This is a genomic window from Actinomycetota bacterium (assembly GCA_016700055.1).
In the GTDB taxonomy this organism is placed as follows: Bacteria; Actinomycetota; Acidimicrobiia; order Acidimicrobiales; family Ilumatobacteraceae; genus Kalu-18.
Genome location: CP064997.1, coordinates 3014950 through 3036622 on the forward strand (window position 1 = coordinate 3014950; position 21673 = coordinate 3036622).

The 21673-nt window shown below is 68.2% G+C and carries 18 protein-coding genes and 1 tRNA gene; all 19 read left to right on the forward strand.

Annotation, left to right across the window (positions count from 1 at the left end; translation table 11 throughout):
* The first annotated feature begins 52 nt into the window (after positions 1–52).
* The 19 genes from uvrB (at position 53) to IPM43_14695 (ending at position 21527) form a co-directional block, all read left to right on the forward strand.
* Positions 53–2092, forward strand: a complete 2040-nt coding sequence (gene uvrB, locus IPM43_14605) for an excinuclease ABC subunit UvrB (GenBank protein QQS24605.1) — start codon at positions 53–55, stop codon at positions 2090–2092.
* Between the two features lie 35 nt (positions 2093–2127).
* A complete protein-coding gene (gene uvrA / locus IPM43_14610) occupies positions 2128–4983 on the forward strand; it encodes an excinuclease ABC subunit UvrA (GenBank protein ID QQS24606.1) in 2856 nt (951 codons plus the stop codon).
* An 8-nt stretch (positions 4984–4991) separates the two neighbouring features.
* Complete coding sequence (locus IPM43_14615) at positions 4992–6251, forward strand: MFS transporter (GenBank protein QQS24607.1); 1260 nt, start codon at positions 4992–4994, stop codon at positions 6249–6251.
* A complete protein-coding gene (gene uvrC, locus IPM43_14620) occupies positions 6251–8140 on the forward strand; it encodes an excinuclease ABC subunit UvrC (GenBank protein ID QQS24608.1) in 1890 nt (629 codons plus the stop codon). Before IPM43_14615 ends, uvrC begins: the two co-directional genes overlap by 1 nt.
* A complete protein-coding gene (locus IPM43_14625; GenBank protein ID QQS24609.1) occupies positions 8137–8874 on the forward strand; it encodes a class I SAM-dependent methyltransferase in 738 nt (245 codons plus the stop codon). Before uvrC ends, IPM43_14625 begins: the two co-directional genes overlap by 4 nt.
* An 11-nt stretch (positions 8875–8885) precedes the next feature.
* Entirely contained in the window at positions 8886–9731 is an 846-nt protein-coding gene (gene rapZ, locus IPM43_14630) for an RNase adapter RapZ (protein ID QQS24610.1), read from the forward strand.
* 73 nt (positions 9732–9804) lie between these two features.
* A complete protein-coding gene (gap, locus tag IPM43_14635) occupies positions 9805–10821 on the forward strand; it encodes a type I glyceraldehyde-3-phosphate dehydrogenase (protein ID QQS24611.1) in 1017 nt (338 codons plus the stop codon).
* Positions 10822–10828: 7 nt separating this feature from the next.
* Positions 10829–11932 (forward strand): phosphoglycerate kinase, encoded by a 1104-nt coding sequence (locus IPM43_14640; GenBank protein QQS24612.1) that lies wholly within the window; start codon positions 10829–10831, stop codon positions 11930–11932.
* A complete protein-coding gene (locus IPM43_14645; GenBank protein ID QQS24613.1) occupies positions 11922–12710 on the forward strand; it encodes a triose-phosphate isomerase in 789 nt (262 codons plus the stop codon). Before IPM43_14640 ends, IPM43_14645 begins: the two co-directional genes overlap by 11 nt.
* A gap of 256 nt (positions 12711–12966) precedes the next feature.
* A complete protein-coding gene (locus IPM43_14650; protein QQS24614.1) occupies positions 12967–14892 on the forward strand; it encodes a hypothetical protein in 1926 nt (641 codons plus the stop codon).
* Between the two features lie 92 nt (positions 14893–14984).
* Positions 14985–15941 carry an ABC transporter permease gene (locus tag IPM43_14655; protein ID QQS24615.1) on the forward strand — a complete coding sequence of 319 codons (957 nt, stop codon included), beginning with the start codon at positions 14985–14987 and terminating at the stop codon, positions 15939–15941.
* Positions 15934–16875 (forward strand): ABC transporter permease, encoded by a 942-nt coding sequence (locus IPM43_14660; GenBank protein QQS24616.1) that lies wholly within the window; start codon positions 15934–15936, stop codon positions 16873–16875. The genes IPM43_14655 and IPM43_14660 overlap by 8 nt, the downstream gene beginning before the upstream one ends.
* Entirely contained in the window at positions 16875–17882 is a 1008-nt protein-coding gene (locus tag IPM43_14665; protein ID QQS24617.1) for an ABC transporter ATP-binding protein, read from the forward strand. Before IPM43_14660 ends, IPM43_14665 begins: the two co-directional genes overlap by 1 nt.
* Positions 17879–18979 (forward strand): dipeptide ABC transporter ATP-binding protein, encoded by a 1101-nt coding sequence (locus tag IPM43_14670; protein ID QQS24618.1) that lies wholly within the window; start codon positions 17879–17881, stop codon positions 18977–18979. Before IPM43_14665 ends, IPM43_14670 begins: the two co-directional genes overlap by 4 nt.
* Positions 18980–18984: 5 nt before the next feature.
* Positions 18985–19533 carry a hypothetical protein gene (locus tag IPM43_14675; GenBank protein QQS24619.1) on the forward strand — a complete coding sequence of 183 codons (549 nt, stop codon included), beginning with the start codon at positions 18985–18987 and terminating at the stop codon, positions 19531–19533.
* Positions 19506–19784 carry a preprotein translocase subunit SecG gene (gene secG, locus IPM43_14680; protein QQS24620.1) on the forward strand — a complete coding sequence of 93 codons (279 nt, stop codon included), beginning with the start codon at positions 19506–19508 and terminating at the stop codon, positions 19782–19784. Before IPM43_14675 ends, secG begins: the two co-directional genes overlap by 28 nt.
* Positions 19785–19818: 34 nt before the next feature.
* A tRNA-Leu gene (locus IPM43_14685) sits at positions 19819–19903 on the forward strand.
* 294 nt (positions 19904–20197) lie between these two features.
* Positions 20198–20806: a helix-turn-helix domain-containing protein gene (locus IPM43_14690; protein ID QQS24621.1), complete on the forward strand. Its 609-nt coding sequence runs from the start codon at positions 20198–20200 to the stop codon at positions 20804–20806.
* A complete protein-coding gene (locus tag IPM43_14695; GenBank protein ID QQS24622.1) occupies positions 20799–21527 on the forward strand; it encodes a hypothetical protein in 729 nt (242 codons plus the stop codon). Before IPM43_14690 ends, IPM43_14695 begins: the two co-directional genes overlap by 8 nt.
* The last annotated feature ends 146 nt before the right edge of the window (positions 21528–21673 follow it).

Below are 21673 nucleotides of genomic sequence, written 5' to 3' on the forward strand. Positions count from 1 at the left end.
ATTCCATCGAACAGGCGTTCGGCGGCGCGCACCCCCAGGGTAGGGTGAGGGGGTGGCTACGCCGTCGCCCTTCCGTGTCGTGTCCTCCTTCGCCCCGGCAGGCGATCAGCCGGCGGCCATCGACCAGCTCGCCGCGGGCATCGAGCGCGGCGACCGCTTCCAGACGCTGCTCGGCATCACCGGCTCCGGTAAGAGCGCCACGATCGCCTGGACGATCGAGCGCGTGCAGCGACCGACGCTGATCCTCGCCCCCAACAAGAGCCTCGCCGCCCAGCTCGCCCAGGAGATGCGTGAGTTCTTCCCCGACAACCGGGTCGAGTACTTCGTCAGCTACTACGACTACTACCAGCCCGAGGCCTACCTGCCGTCGAGCGACACGTACATCGAGAAGGACTCCTCGATCAACGACGAGATCGACAGGTTACGCCACTCGGCCACGGCTGCGCTGCTCACCCGTCGCGACACCATCGTGGTCGCTTCGGTGTCGTGCATCTACGGCATGGGCGACCCCGACGAGTACCGGGGCCAGCTGCTCGACCTGCACGTAGGGGTCGACTACGACATGCGCTCGATCCTGCGCCGCCTGGTCGACCTGCAGTACGACCGCAACGACATGACGCTCGGGCGCGGCAAGTTCCGGGTGCGCGGCGACACGATCGAGATCCACCCCGCCTACGAAGAGACCGTGCTGCGGGTGGAGATGTTCGGCGACACCGTCGAGCGCCTCGTCGTGCTCGATCCGCTCACCGGCGAGACGCTGCGTGAGCTGCGCGAGACGATGGTCTTCCCGGCCACCCACTACGTGGCCGGAGACGAGCGCATGCGTCGGGCCGTGGTCGGCATCGAGGCCGAGCTGCAGGAACGGCTCGCCTGGTTCGAGGACAACTCGAAGCTCCTCGAAGCCCAGCGCCTGCGGATGCGCACCCAGTACGACCTGGAGATGATCCAAGAGGTCGGCTACTGCAACGGCATCGAGAACTACTCGATGCACATCGACGGCCGCTCGCCCGGCGAGCCGCCGTTCACCCTGCTCGACTACTTCCCCGACGACTTCATGATGGTGATCGACGAGAGCCACGTCGCCGTCCCCCAGCTCCACGGCCAGTTCGCCGGCGACCGCAGCCGCAAGGACGTGCTGGTCGAGCACGGCTTCCGCTTGCCGAGTGCACGTGACAACCGCCCGCTCACGTTCGAAGAGGTGCTCGGGCGGATCAACCAGTGCGTGTTCTTGTCGGCCACCCCGAGCGCATACGAGCTGTCGGTCTCCAACCAGGTGGTCGAACAGATCGTGCGCCCCACCGGGCTCGTCGACCCAGAGGTCGTCATCAAGCCGACCAAGGGCCAGATCGACGACCTGATGGATCAGGTCCAGGCCCGCGTGCTGAAGGGTGACCGCGTGCTCGTCACCACGTTGACGAAGAAGATGGCCGAGGACCTCACCGAGTACCTGCTCGAACAAGGGCTGCGGGTGCGCTACCTGCACTCCAACGTCGACACCATCCAGCGCATCGAGATCATCCGGGGGCTGCGCCTCGGCGAGTTCGACGTCCTCGTCGGCATCAACCTGTTGCGTGAGGGCCTCGATCTGCCCGAGGTGTCGCTCGTGGCCATCCTCGACGCCGACAAGGAAGGCTTCCTGCGCAGCGAGACCTCGCTCATCCAGATGATCGGGCGCGCCGCCCGCAACGTCGACGGGCAGGTGATCATGTACGCCGACCAGGTCACCGCGTCGATGCAGCGGGCGATCGGCGAGACCAACCGGCGCCGCGGGCTCCAGATCGCGTACAACGCCGAGAACGGCATCAATCCCCAGACCATCCGCAAGGCGGTGGGCGACATCTTGTCGCTGCTGCGACCCGAAGGCGACGGCACCGCGCCGTTGCCGGGCAAGGACCGCCGCCGCCAGCGCGAGCGCGACAAGGCCGCCGTGCAGCGTGAGCTGCGCACGCTGCCCCAGCAGGAGCTCGCGCGGCTGATCCAGACCCTCGAAGAGGAGATGCACGAAGCGGCCGCCGAGCTGCGCTTCGAGTACGCCGCGCGCCTGCGTGACGAGGTCAACGACCTGCGCCGGGAGCTGCGCGATGCGGGCTGAACTCGTCCGCCGAGGGCGTCGGTAGCCTCACGCCGATGTCCTCCGATCGCATCGTCGTGCGGGGCGCGCGCGAGCACAACCTGAAGAACATCTCGGTCGACCTGCCCCGCGACCGGCTGATCGTGTTCACCGGGCTGTCCGGTTCGGGCAAGTCGAGCCTCGCCTTCGACACCATCTACGCCGAGGGCCAGCGGCGCTACGTCGAGTCGCTCAGCGCCTACGCCCGCCAGTTCCTCGGTCAGATGGACAAGCCCGACGTCGACGTGATCGAGGGGCTCTCGCCGGCGATCTCGATCGACCAGAAGTCGGCCAGCCGCAACCCGCGCTCCACCGTCGGCACGATCACCGAGATCTACGACTACCTCCGCCTGCTCTACGCCCGCATCGGTGTGCAGCACTGCCCGAACGACGGCACCAGGCTGCAGCGCCAGACGCCCCAGCAGATCGTCGATCGCATCCTCGAGCTGCCCGAGGGCACTCGCTTCCAGGTGCTCGCCCCGGTGGTTCACGGGCGCAAGGGCGAGTACGACACCCTGCTCGCCGACCTCGCCGGACAGGGCTTCGTGCGCGCCCGCATCGACGGTGAAGTCGTCGACATCGACGAGTTCTTGAAGCGCGACGAACGCCTCGCGCGCTACGAGCAGCACACGATCGAGGTGGTCGTCGACCGGCTCGTGCGCCGCGACGGCATCGAGCGGCGCCTCACCGACAGCCTGGAGACGGCCTTGAAGCTGGCCGAGGGCGTGGCCGAGGTCGAACTCGTCGCCCGCGAGGGCGAGGCCGAGAGCGAGACGCTCACGTTCAGCCAGCACCTGGCCTGCCCGAAGTGCTCGACGAGCTACGGCGAGCCCGCACCGCGCAACTTCTCGTTCAACAGCCCCTACGGGGCGTGTGAGGCGTGCGACGGGCTGGGCACCACGTTCGAGGTCGACCCCGAGCTCATCGTCCCCGACCCCGACCAGTCGATCGCCGACGGCGCCATCGCCCCGTGGCGAAGTGCCCACACCCAGTACTTCACGCGGATGATCGAGGCCGTCGCCGAGGCCGAGGGGATCGACCTCGCGAAGCCCTGGGGCAAGCTCAGCGCCAAGCAGCAGCGGGTGATCCTGCACGGCGTCGAGGGCAACCTGCAGGTCAAGTACCGCAACCGCTACGGCCGTACTCGCCAGTACTCCACCGCCTACGAGGGCGTGATCCCGTGGATCAAGCGCCGCCACGAGGGAGCGGAGAGCGATTGGAGCCGCGAGCAGTACGAGGGCTACATGCGCGAGGTGCCGTGCTCGGCATGCGACGGGGCGCGGCTGAAGCCGGCCTCGCTCGCGGTCACGGTCAGCGGCCAGAACATCTCGCAGGTGTGCGACATGTCGATCGGGGAGTCGGCCAAGTTCCTCGCTGCGCTCGAGCTGTCCGAGCGCGACCGGCTCATCGCCGAGCGGGTGACGAAAGAGGTCAACGCCCGGCTCGGCTTCCTGCTCGACGTCGGGCTCGACTACCTCACGCTCAGCCGCGCGGCGGCCACCCTCGCCGGAGGCGAAGCACAGCGCATCAGGCTCGCGTCGCAGATCGGCTCCGGCCTGGTCGGCACGCTGTACGTGCTCGACGAGCCCTCGATCGGGCTGCACCAGCGCGACAACCGGCGCCTGATCGACACCTTGCTGCGTCTACGCGACCTGGGCAACACGGTGCTCGTCGTGGAGCACGACGAGGAGACCATCCGCGAGAGCGACTGGATCGTCGACATCGGGCCCGGCGCCGGCGAACACGGCGGCGCCGTCGTGTACAGCGGCCCGGTGAAGGGCATCACGCGGGTCAAGGACTCGGTCACCGGCCAGTACCTGGCCGGCAAGAAGTCGATCCCCGTGCCGGCCGTGCGGCGCGAGCCCGGCGACGACTGGCTGCACGTGGTCGGCGCCCGCGAGCACAACCTGCAGGACATCGACGTGAGCATCCCGCTCGGGTGCTTCGTCGGCGTCACCGGCGTGTCCGGCAGCGGCAAGAGCACCCTCGTGCGCGACATCTTGCTGCCGGTGCTGATGCAGCGCATCTACAAGTCCAAGGACGCTCCCGGCAAGCACAAGCGCGTCACCGGCGTCGAGCTGCTCGACAAGGTGATCGACATGGACCAGTCGCCGATCGGGCGCACGCCGCGGTCCAACCCGGCCACCTACACCGGCGTGTTCGACCACGTCCGCAAGTTGTTCGCGACCACCGCCGAGGCCAAGGTGCGCGGCTACCTGCCCGGCCGGTTCAGCTTCAACGTGCAAGGTGGCCGCTGCGACGCCTGCGCGGGCGACGGCACGCTGAAGATCGAGATGCACTTCCTGCCCGACGTGTACGTGCCGTGCGAGGTGTGCAAGGGAGCGCGGTACAACCGCGACACCCTCGACATCACGTTCAAGGGCAAGAACATCGCCGACGTGCTCGACATGCCGATCGAAGAGGCGGTGCACTTCTTCGCGAACCAGCCGGCCATCGCCCGCCACATGCAGACCCTGGTCGACGTCGGCCTCGGCTACGTGCGCCTCGGTCAGCCGGCACCGACGCTGTCGGGCGGCGAGGCCCAGCGCGTGAAGCTGGCGAGCGAGCTGGCCAAGCGCTCCACCGGCCACACCATCTACCTGCTCGACGAGCCCACCACGGGGCTGCACTTCGACGACGTGCGCAAGCTGCTCACGGTGCTCTCCCGTCTCGTCGATCAGGGCAACACGGTGCTCGTCATCGAGCACAGCCTCGACGTGGTCAAGTCCGCCGACTGGCTGATCGACCTCGGCCCCGAGGGCGGCAACGGCGGCGGCATGGTGGTCGCCGCAGGGCCGCCGGAGCACATCGCTTCGGTGGAGGCCAGCCACACCGGCCGCTTCCTGCGCGGCGTGCTGGCAGGCAACCGTTGACACTTCCGGTGGCGACGCCTGGCGAGCGCGCTCATCTCCAGCATCGGACGATCACCGCGCTGCGGATGGTGCAGGTTCCCGGGCAGGCGGCGGTGGCCGGGGTGGTCGCGGTGTCCGCGCTGCTCGCCTCCGATCTGCTCGGATCCGACGCGCTCGCCGGGTCGGCCGGGGCGAGCTTCACGATCGGAAGCGCGCTCACGGCCGTCCCGCTTTCTGCGTTCATGCGCCGGCGCGGCCGGCGCCCGGGGCTGGTGCGGGCGTTCTCGATCGGCGCGGTGGGGGCGCTCGTCGCCGTCGCCGGCGGGCAAACCCGCCTGTTCGGGCTCTACCTGGCCGGCATGGTGCTGTTCGGCGCCGGGCAGGCGGCGACGCTGCAGAGCCGCTACGCCGCGGCTGACCTCGCCGAGCCCGAGCACCGGGCGCGGGCGATCGCCGCCGTCGTCTGGATCGGGACGCTCGGCGCGGTGTTCGGCCCCCTGCTGACGCCGTTCGAGAAGGACGTCGCCGAGGCCGTCGGGCTCGACCGTCTCGTCGGCCCCGTGGCGTTCGCTGCGGCGCTGTTCGCAATCGCGGCCCTGGTCGCGTGGTGGCGCCTGCGCCCCGACCCGCTCGCCGCGGCCGGGGCCCTCGACCCCGAGGCCGAGCGCGTCCACCCACTGCACCACGTCCGTTCCTCTTACCGGACGATCTCCGCCAGCCGGGCGGCGGTGCTGGGGTTGACGGCGATGGTCGTGTCGCAGACCGCGATGGTCGCGGTCATGACGATGACCCCGCCGCACATGAAGGATCACGGCCATGCCGACATGTCGGCCTACGTGATCGCGCTGCACATCGTCGGGATGTACGGGTTCGCACCGCTGGTCGGGCGCATCTCGGACCGCATCGGGCGCGTAAGGGCGATCGGCGCCGGTGCAGCAGTTCTCGGAATCGGCACGGTCACCACCGTCGTCGGCGGGTACGTGCCGGCGCTCGTGTTCGTCGGCCTGCTGCTGCTCGGCGTGGGGTGGAGCTTCGGCCTGATCGCGGGCAGTGCTCTGCTGACCGAGTCCGTCGACGCCGATGGCCGGGTAGAGGTGCAGGGCACGGCCGACCTGACCATGAGCCTCTGCGGCGGCGCCGCTGCGTTCGCGAGCGGGTTCGTCAAGCAAGCATGGGGTTATCACCTGCTCGCCAACGCAGCCACCGCCGCGGCGGCGTTGCTGATCGTCGCCACGTGGTGGCTGCGTGCCCGCGCGGTCCCGTCGCGGCCCGCGTATCCTCCCGCGTGATGGTGAAGCGCCCGCCTGTCGGCACGATCCCCGACGCGCCGGGCTCTTACCAGTTCAAGGACGCGGCGGGCCGGGTGATCTACGTCGGCAAGGCATCGAGCTTGCGTCAGCGCCTTTCCAACTACTTCCAGGACGTCCGCGGGCTGCACCCGCGCACCGCCCAGATGGTGGCCACGGCCGAGTCGGTGGAGTGGATCGAGGTGCGCAACGAGGTCGAGGCGCTGATGCTCGAGTACTCCTTGATCAAGGAGCACCACCCCCGCTTCAACGTGCGCCTGCGTGACGACAAGAGCTATCCCTTCCTCGCGGTCACCGTCGACGAGCAGTGGCCGCGGGCACTCGTGATGCGGGGCCGCAAGCGCAAGGGCGTGCGCTACTTCGGCCCGTACGCGCATGCGTACGCGATCCGCGACACGCTCGATCTGCTGTTGCGCACGTTCCCCATCCGCACCTGCAGCCCGGGCAAGTTCAACCAGCACGCGCGGCTCGGGCGGCCGTGCCTGCTGTTCCACATCGAGAAGTGCAGCGGGCCCTGCGTCGACGAGATCGACGAGGTCGCGTACCGCCAGCTCGTCGTCGAGCTCTGCCAGTTCTTGGAAGGCGACACCGACGAGATCATCGGGCGCCTGCAGTCCGACATGGCCTCGGCGGCAGGGGAGCTGGAGTACGAGCGAGCGGCGCGCCTGCGCGACCGGCTGGCCGCAGTGCTGCGCGCCGTCGAGAAGCAGCAGATGGTCGCCGAACGCAACGAGGACCTCGACGTGATCGGCATCGCCGACGACGACTTCGAGGCCGCGGTGCAGGTGTTCTACGTGCGCAGGGGACGCGTCGTCGGGCGCAAGGGGTTCGTCGTCGACAAGGTCGAAGAGCTCAGCCCCGGCGGCCTGGTCGACCGCATCCTCGAGGCGTTGTACGGCGACGAGCCGTCGAACGGCTTCCCCAAGCAGGTGCTCGTGCCGGTCGAGCCCGACGACCTGGGCACGTACGAGGAGTGGCTCTGCCACCAGCGCGGGTCCCGGGTGCAGGTGCGTGTCCCTCAGCGTGGGGACAAGCGCAGCCTGCTCGAAACCGTCACCCGCAACGCGAAGGAGGAGTTCACCCGCCACCGGCTGCGCCGCGCGAGCGACCACAACGCGCGGAGCCGGGCACTTACCGAGCTGCAGGACCTGCTCGGCCTGCCGGAGGCGCCACTGCGGATCGAGTGCTACGACATGGCCCACCTGCACGGCACCGACTACGTCGGCTCGATGGTCGTGCTCGAGGACGGCCTGCCCGCGAAGCGTGAGTACCGCCGGTTCAAGGTGCGCACCGTGGACGGCAACGACGACTTCGCAGCGATGGACGAGGTGCTCACCAGGCGTCTTTCGGCGTACTTGCAGGAGCGCGATCAGCCCCTCGACGTCGAGTCGCTCGCCGACGGCTCGCGGCCGCGCCCGAAGCGCTTCGCCTACCCACCGCAGCTGCTGCTCGTCGACGGCGGCAAGGGCCAGCTCGCGGTCGCCGAGCGCGTGCTGCGCTCGCTCGGCCTGGAAGACGAGATCCCGGTCGCCTCCCTCGCGAAGCGGTTCGAAGAGGTGTTCGTGCCCGGGCGTGCGGAGCCGGTCGAGGTGCCCCGCGGCAGCGAGGCGCTGTTCCTGCTGCAACGTGTGCGCGACGAGGCCCACCGGTTCGCGAACATGTTCCACCGCGAGCTGCGCGGCAAGCGGATGACGGCCAGCTCGCTCGACGGCATCGCCGGACTCGGCGAGACGCGGAAGAAGAAGCTCGTCCAGGCGATGGGCGGGGTCAACGCCGTCAAGCGGGCGAGCCTCGACGACCTGCGCGCCCTCAGCTGGCTGCCCGACCCGGTCGCCCAGGCCGTCTACGCCAAGTTCCATCCCGACGGATGAGCGAGCCAGCGATGTGGGAGCAGAACACGCAGTGGTGGGTGGACGGATTCACCGCAGGCGCAGATCCCGAGTACGAGGAGCAGATCCTGCCCCTGGCCGCACGGGAGCTCGCCGGGGCAAGACGGGTGCTCGACGTGGGGTGCGGCGACGGCCAGCTCAGCCGGCTTGCCGTCGAACGTGGCGCCGAGCACGTGGTCGGCGTCGACCCCACGTGGAACATGGTGCAGGTGGCGGCGGGCCGCGGTGGGGGAGCGCAGTTCGCGCGGGCAGCCGCCGCCGCGCTGCCGTTCCGCAAGGCCAGCTTCGACGCCGTCGTCGCCTGCCTCGTGTTCGAGCACATCCGTGATGTCGATGAGGCGATCGCCGAGGTGGCGCGGGTGCTTGCGCCGGGCGGGCGGTTCTGCTTCTTCCTCAACCACCCCCTGCTGCAGACGCCGAACAGCGGGTGGATCGACGACCAGGTGCTCGACCCGCCGGAGCAGTACTGGCGCATCGGGCCGTACCTGGTCGAGGACGAGACGCTCGAGGAGGTGGAGCGCGGGGTGTTCATCCCGTTCATCCACCGTCCGCTCAGTCGCTACGTGAACGCGCTGGCGGCGAACGGGTTGGTGCTCGAACGGATGGAGGAGCCCGCTCCACCGCCCGGATTCCTCGCCCGAGCTGCGGAGTACGCCGCGGCGGCGACGATCCCGCGGCTGCTGTACCTCCGCGCCAGGCGGACGGTGGATTACTAGCCTCGGCGGCGATGACCGACATCCTCGTGATCACCGGGCTGTCCGGGGCAGGACGCTCCGGAGCCGCGGCGGTGATGGAAGACCTCGGTTGGTACGTGGTCGACAACCTGCCGACGTCTCTCGTCGACAAGATCGTCGAGCTGGTCAACCAGCCGGCGTCGACCATCGGGCGCCTCGCCCTCGTCTCCGGGCGCCAGCACGTCGAGTTGCTGCCCAAGGTGGGCGCGCTGCGTGCTGCCGGGCACCGGGTGCGCCTGGTGTTCCTCGACGCGGCAACGCCGGAGCTGGTCAGGCGTTACGACGCCACCCGACGGCGTCACCCGTTGGTCGACGAGGCCGATGGTCTGGTCGAGTCGATCGAGCTGGAGCGCGAGCTGCTGGAACCGGTCAAGGCGGCCGCCGACCTGGTGATCGACACCACCGAGCTGAACGTGCACCAGCTGAAGGCGCGCATACTCGACGTCTTCGACGACGAGACGAGCACGCGCATGCAGGTCGCGGTCGAGTCGTTCGGGTTCAAGCACGGCCTGCCGCTCGACGCCGACGTGGTGATGGACGTGCGCTTCCTGCCCAACCCGCATTGGGACGAGGCGTTGCGTCCGCTGACCGGCCACGACGCACCGGTGCGCGACTACGTGCTCGGCCAGCCGGCGGCCACTTCGTTCATCGACCGCTTCGAGGTGCTGATCGCCGACTTGCTGCCCGCTTACGCCGCGGAGGGCAAGAGCTACCTGACCGTGGCCATCGGCTGCACAGGTGGACGTCACCGGTCCGTCGTCGTTGCCGAGGAGCTCGCCCGCCGGCTGCGTGAGCGGGGCCAGGTGGTGCGCACGGGTCACCGGGATCTGGCCCGCTGACCCTCGCGCAACTAGGTTCGAGTCAACGGCTAGACCGATTTTCTTCGAACCCCTCTATGAAAGGCATCCCACCATGACCGTTCGCGTAGGCATCAACGGCTTCGGCCGCATCGGCCGCAATCTGTTCCGAGCGGCGAAGCAGGCCGGCGCCGACATCGACTTCGTCGCCGTCAACGACCTCGGCTCACTCGACACGATGGCGCACCTGTTGAAGTACGACTCGGTGCTCGGCGTGCTGCCGAACGACATCAAGGCGTCGAAGAACGGGATCAGCGTCGACGGTGACGAGCTGCGCGTGCTCTCCGTGCGCGACCCGAAGGAGCTTCCGTGGGGTGACCTGGGCGTCGACGTCGTCATTGAGTCGACCGGCATCTTCACGTCGCGGGACAAGGCGGCGCTGCATCTCGAGGCCGGCGCGCCGCTCGTGATCGTCTCTGCTCCGTCGAACGGCGCCGACGCGACGTTCGTTTACGGGGTCAACCACAAGGACTTCGACCCGAAGGTGCACAAGGTGATCTCCAACGCCTCCTGCACCACCAACTGCTTCGTGCCGCTGGTGAAGGTGCTCGACGACGCCTTCGGCCTGGAGCAGGGCCTGATGACCACCGTGCACGCGTACACCGGCGACCAGATGCTGGTCGACGGCCCGCACGACGACCTGCGCCGGGCAAGGGGTGCAGCGATCAACATCACCCCCACGTCCACCGGCGCGGCGCGCGCGACGGCCCTGGTGATGGAGTCGATGAAGGGCAAGCTCGACGGCACCGCGCTGCGCGTGCCGGTGCCGACCGGCTCGATCACCGACTTCAACGCGTTGCTGAAGAAGTCGGCCACCGTCGACGAGATCAACGCCGCCTTCCGCAAGGCCTCGCGCACCAGCTTGAAGGGCGTGCTGCGGTACACCGAGGACCCGATCGTGTCGAGCGACATCGTCACCGACCCGCACAGCTGCATCTTCGACGCCGGGCTCACGATGAGCCTCGGCAAGCTCGTGAAGGTGCTCGGCTGGTACGACAACGAATGGGGCTACTCGAACCGGCTGATCGACCTGACCACATACGTGGCGTCGAAGCTGCGCAAGCGCCGGTGAGGGCGCGATGACCAGCATCCCGGTCCTCGAGGACCTGGGTGACGTCGTCGGTCGGCGCGTGCTCGTGCGCACCGACTTCAACGTGCCGCTGCACGACGGCGAGATCACCGACGACTTCCGTATCCGCGCTGCCCTGCCGACGATCACCTGGCTCACCGAAAGGGGAGCCCAGGTGGTCTGCGCTTCGCACCTCGGGCGCCCGAAGGGCGAGGCCAATCCGAAGTACTCGATGGATCCGGTGCGCGCCCGGTTGGCCGAGCTCGCCCCTGGGGTGGAGCTACTCGAGAACCTGCGCTTCGATCCCGGTGAGGAGCGCAACGACCCGGCGTTCGCGGCCAAGCTGGTCGAAGGTGTCGACGCCTACGTCGACGACGCGTTCGGTGCCGCGCACCGTGCCCACGCCTCGATCGTCGGGCCGCCGAAGACGCTGCCCTCGGCGATGGGCCGCCTGATGCAGCGAGAGGTCGAGGTGCTGCTCAGCCTGCGCGACGACCCCAAGCACCCGTTCGTCGCCGTGCTCGGCGGGGCGAAGATCTCCGACAAGCTCGGCGTCGTCGAGGCGCTGCTCGAGGTGGTCGACGCGCTCGTCATCGGTGGGGCGATGTGCTTCACCTTCTTGGCCGCGCAGGGCAACCCGATCGGCGACTCGTTGTTCGAGCCGGACCAGGTGGACACGTGCCGGCGCTTGCTCGGGCTCGGCAAGACGATCCACCTCCCGGAGGACATCGTCGGGGTGGATGCGAACGGCGACTACGCCACGTTCGGCACTCGCCTGCCCGACGGTGCGAAGGGCTTCGACATCGGCCCCGGCACCGCGGCAGCGTTCAGTGACGTGATCATGGAGGCGCGCACCGTGTTCTGGAACGGCCCGATGGGGATGTTCGAGGACGAGCGCTTCGCGGCGGGCACCCGCACGGTCGCCCAGGCGATGGCCGACACCAAGGCGTTCACCGTGGTGGGCGGCGGCGACTCGGCCGCCGCGCTCGCCCAGTTCGGCCTCGACGACGACGTCGACCACGTTTCCACGGGCGGCGGAGCGTCGCTCGAGCTGCTCGAGCTCGGCGACCTGCCCGGGCTCGCCGCCCTACGGGAGGCCCCGAATGCCCACTGACGACCGCCGGCCGCTGATCTCTGGCAACTGGAAGATGCACCTCAACCACTTCGAGGCCATCCAGACCGTCCAGAAGCTCGCCTACCTGGTCGGCAAGGACGACGTCGCCGCGGTCGACGTGAGCGTGCACCCGCCGTTCACCGACCTGCGCAGCGTCCAGACCCTGCTCGAGGCCGACGACATCCCCTTGGCCCTGGGCGCTCAGCACTGCCACTTCGAGGACAAGGGGGCTTACACCGGCGAGGTTTCGCCGGCGTTCCTCGCGAAGCTCGGTGTGCATTACGTGATCTGCGGGCACAGCGAGCGCCGGGAGCTGTTCGGCGAGACCGACGAGATGGTGGCGAAGAAGGTGGCCGCGATCCTGCAGCACCAGATGACGCCGATCATGTGCGTCGGCGAGACGCTCGACGAGCGTGAGTCCGGTTCGACCGAGGCGAAGGTGATCGGTCAGGTCCGTGCCGGGCTGGCCGGGCGAACGCCGGAGCAGATCGCGTCGCTCGTGATCGCGTACGAGCCGATCTGGGCGATCGGCACGGGGCGCACGGCCACGTCGGAGGACGCCCAGACGGTCTGTGCGGCGATCCGCGCCGCGGTCGGCGGGCTGGCCGGCGGCGACGCCGGGGCGCGCGTGCGCATCCAGTACGGGGGCTCGGTCAAGGCGGCCAACATCGCCGAGCTGATGGCGCAACCCGACATCGACGGCGCGCTCGTCGGTGGAGCGAGCCTGGACCCAGACGAGTTCGCCCGCATCGTGCAGTTCCGCTCGCACGGTTCATAGCGAGGCGGCGGCCGAGCGGTCCGCAGTGCGGAACGAACGCTCCGGATCGATCGCGTTCTGAAACGTGGGGTGACCACCCCCCACTGACAGAGGTGCTACCTTGGCCCCGTCTCGGAACCGGGGAGGAGCTCTGAGACGGCTGCGTGAACAACGAAAGCACGGGCAGTCGAAGCGCCGGCGAGCCGGATGATCACGATCCACCACCAGGTGGTACCACCTCCCGAGCATCAGACCAGACTGACCTAGGAGGTCATGAGTGAAGCGGACCAAGAGCACGAAGTTCTTCGCGGTGCTCGCTGGCTCGGCCCTGTTGTTCACCGCATGTGGCGGCGACGACGGCGGCAGCACCGACACCAGCGGTACGGAAGACACCACCGACGCAACGGGCGGCCCTGAGACCACGCCCGACACCGACGCCCCCGACACCGACGCCCCCGACACCACCGGAGGCGGCGACACCACAGCCCCGCCGTCGGGCGGAGGCGGCACCCTGGTGTGGGCGCACGAGCAGGAACCCCCGGACCTGCACCTCGACGATCCCGAGAACAACCTGTCGATCGCCTCGTGGATCCGCCAGGGCATGTGGGAGGGCCTGTTCGGCATCACCTCGGAGACCGAGTTCTTCCCCGAGCTGCTCGCCGCTGATCCTGAGGTCGTCGACAACGGCGACGGCACCGTCACCATCGACTTCGTGCTGCGCGACGGCCTGGTGTGGAGCGACGGCGACGACCTGACCGCCGATGACGTCAAGTACACCTTCGACATGATCATGGCGACCACCGAGGACGGTGACGACGAGGACACCGATCCCGACTTCATCTACTTGCTCGGCGACCGCACCGGTTACGACACGATCACCGACTTCACGGTGAACTCGGCAACCGAGTTCTCGATCACCTGGTCGGCGTTCTTCGCCGGCTGGCCGGCGATCTTCAGCGAGATCCATCCGTCGCACGTGTTCCCCGCCGATCCGGCCGAGGCCGCCACGGCCGAGAACGAGGCGCTGCGCGAGTGGATGATCGACGGCACGGTGCTGCCCTCCTCGGGCCCGCTCGTGTTCGACAGCTGGGAGAAGGGCGTCAGCATGACGCTCGTGCGCAACGACGCTTACCACGGTTCGGCCAGCCCCGACGTCACCAACACCGGCGTCGCTTCGGTGGACGGCGTGCAGATCAACTTCGTCACCGACACCGACGCGCAGATCAACGCGCTGAAGGCCGGCGAGGCTGACTTCATCTTCACCCAGCCGCAGCTCGCGTTCGAAGAGCTCGCCGAGAGCGAGGACTTCGGGGTCGCATCCGCTGCAGGCCCGGTGTTCGAGCACTGGGGCCTCAACCTCTACAACAAGCACCTGATGAAGCCCGAGGTGCGTGAGGCGCTTGCGCTGGCGATGGACAAGGCCGAGGTCATGGCCGGTCTGTACACCCCGCTGTTCGGTGACGCCCTGCCCGCAGAGGGTCTCGGCAACACCTACTGGCTGAGCAACCAGAGCAACTATGTCGATCACGCCGGCGAGGCCGGTTACGGCCAGGGCGACACCGAGGGCGCGATCGCCAAGCTGGAAGAGGCCGGTTACACGATCGGCAGTGACGGCATCGCCACCCATCCCGAGGACGGCGCGCTGACGCTGCGGGTGGGCACCACCGGCGGCAACATGCTCCGTGAGCTCCAGCAGCAGCTGCTGCAGGCCAAGCTCGGCGAGGCCGGCTTCGACATCGTCATCAACAACCCCCAGGGTGCGGCGTTCTTCGACGAGCAGCCCTTCCACCCCGACGCGTTGGCCTGCGCCAACTCCGGCGGCACCGAAGGCAACTGCGAGATCTGGGACATCGTTCAGTTCGCCTGGGTCGGTGGCCCGTGGCCGGGCGGCATGTCGCCCGCCTACCGCACCGGTAGCGGCAACAACGCGTACGGGTACGCGAGCGCCGAGTTCGACGCCATGGCCGACGAGTGCGACGCCACCGTCGACGACGCCGAGCGCGCCGACTGCTACAACGAGCTCGACAGGTTCGTCACCACGCTCGAGGTCGACCCCGAGCAGGGCCTGTTCATGCTGCCGATCACGCAGAAGCCGTCGTTCTACGCATACAGCAAGACCCGTCTGGCTGCGGCCGCGGTGTCACCTGACGCCAACTCCGCTGGCCCGCTGGTCAACGTCGTTGACTACACGCTGAACGGCTGATTTCAATGCCAATCTGACGCATCGGGGTCCCGGCAAGTTGCCGGGACCCCGTTGTCGTCTGACCGATAGTTCGTCGGAAAGGTGGCCCTGAGGTGCTCGTGTACTCGGTTCGGCGAGTGCTGTCGACGATTCCGCTGCTGTTCGCCGCGCTCTACCTCGTACACGTCGGCGTCTCGTACACCACCGATCCGCTGGCCCAGTTCCGGCTGTGCCTGCCGCGCTGCCAGGCGGGGTACGACATGATCGTCGAGCGCTACGAGCTCGACAAGAGCATCTGGCTGCGGCCGTTCTCCTGGCTGGGCAACGCGCTCAGCGGCGATCTCGGCCAGAGCGAAGTGATCGGTGAGCCGGTCACGACCGTGCTGCGCGAGCGCGGTTGGAACACCGCCCAGCTCGCGATTCCGGCCTTCTTGCTGGCGGCGATCATCGCCGTGCTGCTGTCGGTGTACTCCGCGCGGCGCCAGTACAGCAAGGGCGACTACTTCTTCACCGGGCTGAGCTTCATCGGCCTTGCCCTGCCGACGTTCTTCGTCGGTCTCGTCCTGCAGGTGTTCTGGGGCGTTTGGTTCCCGCAGTGGACCGGATGGAAGCCCTTCTACACCGGCACCAAGCACGACGGCTCGATCGCGGAGTTCCTGGCCAGTGCGACGTTGCCGGTGATCACGCTCGCGTTCGTCAGCATCGCCTCCGAGAGTCGCTTCGGCCGCGCGGCAATGCTCGACGTGGTCAACTCCGAGTACATACGCACGGCGCGAGCGAAAGGGCTGCCGGAACGCCGCGTGATCTGGAAGCACGCCCTGCGCAACGCACTGATCCCACTCGTGACCCTCTGGGCGCTCGACTTCGCGGCGTTGCTGTCTGGCTCGGTGATCACCGAATCGATCTTCTCCTGGCCCGGTCTCGGGCCTGCCTTCTTGTCGGCGCTGTCCAAGCCCGACCTCGATCTCGTCATGGGCGTCACGATCTTCGCCGCCACGCTGACGATCTTGTTCAACCTCGTCGCCGACATCCTCTACGGCGTGCTCGATCCGAGGATCCGTTATGACTGAGCTCACCACCACGCCGAGCCTGGCGACTACCGGGGTCCATCCTGAGGTGTCGGTCGACGCCGCCGAAGGCCTGAGCGACAAGCCGCGCACGTTCGCGCAGCTCGCCCTGAAGCGGTTCCTCCACCACCGCCTGGCGATCTTCGGGGCCATCGGCATCGTGCTCGTGGTCGCGGTGTTCATCGCCGGTCCGATAGTCAGCTCTCACGAGTTCGACTCGACCGACGTCGTCAACCGGTTGGCCGGGCCTTCGTGGAGCCATCCGTTCGGCACCGACGAGATCGGTCGCGACCTTTTCGTGCGCACCACCCTCGGCGGGCGCTACTCGGTGCGCATCGCCGTGCTGGTCGCGGTCACTGCCACGGTCATCGGCACCATCATGGGGGCGCTCGCCGGCTTCTTCGGCAAGTCGGTCGACACGGTGGTATCGCAGGTGATCAACCTGTTCCTGATCGTGCCGGCGCTGATCGTGCTCGCGGTGTTCTCGCTGAAGTTCGGGGCCCAGCCGAACGGCATCGCCTTCGTGTTGGCCTTCCTGCTGTGGACCCGGATCGCCCGCGTCGTGCGCGGGGTGGTGATGCAGTTCAAGGAGCAGGAGTTCGTCCAGGCGGCCAGGGCCGCGGGGGCGCGCTCGACGCGGATCATCTTCCGTCACATCCTCCCCAACGTCGTCGGGCCGGTGCTCGTCGAGGTCACCTTGCTGCTCGGCACGGCGATCGTGCTCGAGAGCACGCTTTCGTTCCTCGGCCTCGGCGTGCGGCCTCCGGTGCCGACGCTCGGCAACCTCATCCAGCAGTCGAAGGGCGCGATCGACGACTCGCCGCTGCGCGTGCTGCTGCCCGGGTTCTTCGTGGTGTTCTTCGTGCTGTGCGTGAACTTCCTCGGTGACGGCCTGCGTGACGCGCTCGACCCGAAGAGCAGGGGTGGGAAAGACTGATGGAGTCGAACGGAGCACTGCTCGAAGTCGAGGGCCTGAACGTCGGCTTCAAGACCGACGACGGCATCTTGATGGCGGCGAGCGACATCAACTTCTACATCCGCAGCGGCGAGACGCTGGCGATGGTGGGGGAGTCCGGTTCGGGCAAGTCCGTCACCGCGCTCGCGATCATGCGCCTCCATCCGAAAACTGCGCGAATCGCGGGTCGGGCGAGATTGCTCGGCAAGGACCTGCTCGCGATGAGCGACGACGAGATGCGCGAGGTGCGCGGCAACGACATCTCGATGATCTTCCAAGACCCGATGACTGCGCTCAACCCGGTGTTCACCGTCGGCTCGCAGATCGTCGAGGCGATCCGCATTCACCAGAACGTCAGCAAAGACCTCGCGTGGAGTCGAGCGGTCGACCTGTTGGCCCTCGTCGGCGTACCGGAGCCCAAGCGCCGCGCGGCGCAGTACCCGCACGAGTTCTCCGGTGGCATGCGCCAGCGGGCGATGATCGCGATGGCGATCGCGAACGACCCGAAGCTGCTCATCGCCGACGAACCGACCACCGCGCTCGACGTCACGGTGCAGGCCCAGGTGATGGAGGTGATCGCCGACGTGCAGAAGGCGACGGGTGCCGCCGTGCTGCTGATCACCCACGACCTCGGCCTGGTGGCCGGTTCCGCCGACCGGGTCCAGGTCATGTACGCCAGCCGGATCTTCGAGAGCGGCTCCCTGGAGGACATCTTCTATTCGTCGAGCAATCCATACACGCAGGCACTGATGGCCTCGATCCCGGCGGTCACGACGCGGACCCACCAGCGCCTCGCGTCCATTCCCGGCAACCCGCCGAGCCTGCTCAAGCCACCACCGGGCTGTCCGTTCATGCCGCGCTGCTCGATGGCGATCGAGGGCTGTGACGACGGCATCCCGGCATCGGTCGAGGTCGCGCCGGCGCACTTCAGCCGCTGCATCCGTGCCGAGGAGTTCCGCCTGGCCGGCGCCGGCGGGGTGGCCCGATGACCGCCACGACGTCCGAAACCCCCGCCGCCGGCACCACCGACCGCGGCGAGCCGATCCTGCGGCTCGTGAACCTGACGAAGCGGTTCCCGATCAAGGCCGGCCTGCTGCGACGCACCATCGGACATGTTCACGCGGTCACCGACGTCAGCCTCGATCTGTACGACAACGAGACGCTCGGCGTCGTCGGTGAGTCGGGCTGCGGCAAGACCACCCTGGGGCGCACCCTGCTGCGCCTGATCGAGCCCGACTCCGGGCAGATCGTCTACTGCGGTGAGGACATCACCGAGGCCAACAAGAAGCGGATGCGGGAGCTGCGCAAGGAGTTGCAGATCGTCTTCCAGGATCCGTATGCATCGCTGAACCCGAGGATGCCGATCCGTGACATCGTCGGCGAGCCACTCTCCGTACACGGCGTGCACAAGAAGGAGCGCGCGAAGCGCGTCGGCGACCTGCTGCGGGCTGTCGGCCTGCTTCCCGAGCACGGCAACAGGTACCCGCACGAGTTCTCCGGCGGGCAGCGGCAGCGCATCGGAATCGCTCGCGCCTTGGCCCTCGACCCGAACGTGGTGGTGCTCGACGAGCCGGTGTCGGCGCTCGACGTCAGCATCCAGGCGCAGGTGCTCAACCTGCTGGAAGATCTGAAGGCCCGGCTCCGCCTGAGCATGATCTTCATCGCCCACGATCTCGCGGTGGTGCGCCACATCAGCGACCGGGTCGCGGTGATGTACCTCGGCAAGGTGATGGAGGTCGCGGACAGCGAGCATCTGTACGGCTCGCCGGCGCACCCCTACACGCACTCCTTGCTCTCGGCGGTGCCGTTGCCCGACCCGCGCCGGGAGCGGTCCCGTCAGCGGATCATCCTCCAAGGTGACGTCCCGAGCCCCGCTTCACCGCCCCCGGGGTGCACGTTCCACACGCGTTGCCCGATCGCGCAGGAGCTGTGCTCGCAGGAGGTGCCAGAGCTGCGTGAGGTGGCCCCGGGCCAGCGGGTCGCCTGCCACTTCGCGATCGAGCCGGGCGAGACCCTGGTGGAGCGCGTCCAAGCGCTCGGCCGCACGGTGACCCTCGCCGAGCGGAACCCGATTCCGCTCAGCTAGCAGCCGTGGATCACCGCCGAGCGGTGACGCTTCACTCGTCGTGGCGCGGGCTGGCGCTGGCGCTGGCAGGTGCCGCGGTGCTGGTGGGGTTCGCAGCGGCGAGCGCGGCGACGCGCGGCCTGCGTCCGGTGAACACGGTGGTGCTCGCGGTCGGTGTCGTGCTGGGCGGGATCGTGCTGGCCGACTACCCCGTAGCGACGACGTTCGACGAACGAGGCGTGCACCGCCGCGCGCCTCTGCGCCGTAGCACGCTCGACTGGGATGTGGTCGATCGCTTCACTCGCACGGCGCCGAACCGGCTGTTCGGTCGGCGCGGGTCGAGCGACGGACGCCTGACGCGGACCCGCCCCGGTGGGTTGGTGGCCTCGGTCGGGCGGCGCAGGTACATGCTCGTCAACCAGTGCGAGAGCCTCGCCGAGCATGCGGCCCTGGTGGCAGTGGTGCGCTCGGAGTCAGACGCGCTGGCCGACACCCTGGACGCACCGCCTGGGGATATACCGCCGACGTGGCTCTACCGGCGCAAGCGATGGGGAACGCCCGACGGCTCGGGGTAGAGTTGCGGACCGTGCGTGACCTCGTGATGTACGTCGTGCTGCTCGTCAACATCTTGGCGATGGTGGGGATGATCGGTGGCGTCCTCATGCATAGCGGTCGTGGTGGTGGCCTGTCGGACATGTTCGGCGGAGGCGGTACCACGGCGCTCGGCTCGGCTGCTGCCGAACGCAACCTGACGCGGATCACGTTCGTGTTCGCCCTGGTCTGGGTGCTCACGGTGCTCGCGCTGGGCTTCTTGTTGGTCGACTGAAACAGCCGCTGTATCGTCGGTTGCCCACACACTCGTCGGAGTGGCGGAATAGGCAGACGCGCTAGGTTGAGGGCCTAGTGGGAGATAATCCCGTGGGGGTTCAAGTCCCCCCTCCGACACAACTACACGGTGTTTCCCCTGCTCACCGCATGTGGATAACGTCAGAAACCGAGTTGAATCCCCACCGCCTCCGGTATCGCACCTGATGAGAGCGTTGTGGGCGGTGGCCGACCTGCGTCGGCGACTTGAACCCCCACGGGAGATGCCTGCCGGGATGGCGGCGATAGTGGCGGGGTAGTGGAATCCACCCGAAGGCCGCCCCGTTGACCTCAGGCGGAGTGGTCGAGCACCTGATCAGGAAGGTTCACCCCGAGGGGTTGGAATCTATTGGATATATCCAATAGATTTCAGACGTGCCATCGGACCTGCTGTCACTTGCGGATGCGTCGAGCATCCTGGGGGTGTCGCCCGAGCGTGTCCGTCAGCTCGTCGTTGCCGGCGATCTGCCGGCTCAGCGAGTCGGCAACGCATGGGCCGTTCCGATGGACGCCCTCGTTGCTCGTCGGCACTCGGCTCGGCCTGGTGGCCGGCCCCTCGGTGCTGTTCGGGCGTGGCGCGAGATCGTTCATGGCGCCATCGATCTGGGTCGGCCGGGCCGCTACCAGCGACGGGCCGAGGTCGTGCGCTGCGAGATGAGTCAGGCCGACGTCGAGTCACTTCCCGATGCCGTGGGAGCGCTGATCAGCGGCGTTCGTGCGGCCATCGAGTTCGGGGCCTCTCTGGTCGCCGCTGACGACCGCGACCTCTATCTCTCGCGGAGCGCACTCGGTCAGCTGGATTCTCTCGTGGCGGCCGTTCCCGATTCGCTCGGCCGCATCCGTCTGCGGGTCGTCGATGACGACGCGTGGGAGATCATCGCTGGCGGCGAGCTCGCGCCGCGTGGTGCGGTCGCCCTGGACCTTCTCGACTCAGCTGATCCACGGCGCTGGATTGCAGCCGAGGGCCTGGCTGCCGATGCCTGACGACGCCGTGGTGAGACTGCCACCAATCGCCGGTCGACAACAGGAGTCGTGGCGCGCCTTCATCGAGCTGGCACCACATCTCGGCGACCATTGTCTGCTGGTCGGTGGGCAGATGGTCTTCCTGCTCGAGGTCGAACGAGCATCGCTCGACACGCGTCCCACTGATGATGTCGACGTTGTCGTCGATCTGCGGGTCGAACCGGCAGGCCTCGCCCGAGTTCACCAGACACTCATCGACGCTGGCTTCGGTCAGGTGCTTCCCAGCGCTGACGGCATTGCTCATCGCTACACGCGTGCCGGTGCGACGATCGATGTGCTGGCGCCGGACAGGCTCGGAACCCGTGCGCGTTTGGCACTCGGCAGCGGCCGCACGATCGAAGCACCCGGTGGCAGCCAGGCACTCGTGCGCAGCACCGTCATCAACGTCGAGCTCACCGACGGCTCGACCGCTCGTGTGCGTCGTCCGACCTTGGTGGGCGCGCTCCTGGGCAAGGTCGCCGCCGTGACGCAGATCGTGTCCCAGACTTCGGCAGAACGAGCAAAGCACATGCGCGATGTCGACTCGCTGTCGCGCTTGCTCGGCCCGACGGATCGCGAACAGGCAGGCCTCACTCGGAAAGAACGGGCCGCGCTTGAACGATTGGCAGAATCCTCCGACCTCAGCGCGCTCGCACAACGCTCGATCCGCTTGCTCGCAGGCTCGCCAGCTCATCCCGACTGATGCGGTGGTGATGAGAGCTCTCGTGCGCGGTGGACTCGACCATGTCATGCCACCAGCAGCCACCGCTGGAACACGGGCGAGGGCTGGTCGCCGCTCTTCATGGCCATGCGTGTAGTCGATTCTCGTGTCGCCCCGCCGACACTCGA

Coding starts and splice junctions, on each gene's coding strand:
- uvrA (QQS24606.1), top strand. CDS start 2,128: ATGTCCTCCGATCGCATCGTCGTGCGGGGCGCGCGCGAGCACAACCTG.
- uvrC (QQS24608.1), top strand. CDS start 6,251: ATGGTGAAGCGCCCGCCTGTCGGCACGATCCCCGACGCGCCGGGCTCT.
- IPM43_14625 (QQS24609.1), top strand. CDS start 8,137: ATGAGCGAGCCAGCGATGTGGGAGCAGAACACGCAGTGGTGGGTGGAC.
- rapZ (QQS24610.1), top strand. CDS start 8,886: ATGACCGACATCCTCGTGATCACCGGGCTGTCCGGGGCAGGACGCTCC.
- gap (QQS24611.1), top strand. CDS start 9,805: ATGACCGTTCGCGTAGGCATCAACGGCTTCGGCCGCATCGGCCGCAAT.
- IPM43_14640 (QQS24612.1), top strand. CDS start 10,829: ATGACCAGCATCCCGGTCCTCGAGGACCTGGGTGACGTCGTCGGTCGG.
- IPM43_14645 (QQS24613.1), top strand. CDS start 11,922: ATGCCCACTGACGACCGCCGGCCGCTGATCTCTGGCAACTGGAAGATG.
- IPM43_14660 (QQS24616.1), top strand. CDS start 15,934: ATGACTGAGCTCACCACCACGCCGAGCCTGGCGACTACCGGGGTCCAT.
- IPM43_14665 (QQS24617.1), top strand. CDS start 16,875: ATGGAGTCGAACGGAGCACTGCTCGAAGTCGAGGGCCTGAACGTCGGC.
- IPM43_14670 (QQS24618.1), top strand. CDS start 17,879: ATGACCGCCACGACGTCCGAAACCCCCGCCGCCGGCACCACCGACCGC.
- secG (QQS24620.1), top strand. CDS start 19,506: ATGGGGAACGCCCGACGGCTCGGGGTAGAGTTGCGGACCGTGCGTGAC.
- IPM43_14695 (QQS24622.1), top strand. CDS start 20,799: ATGCCTGACGACGCCGTGGTGAGACTGCCACCAATCGCCGGTCGACAA.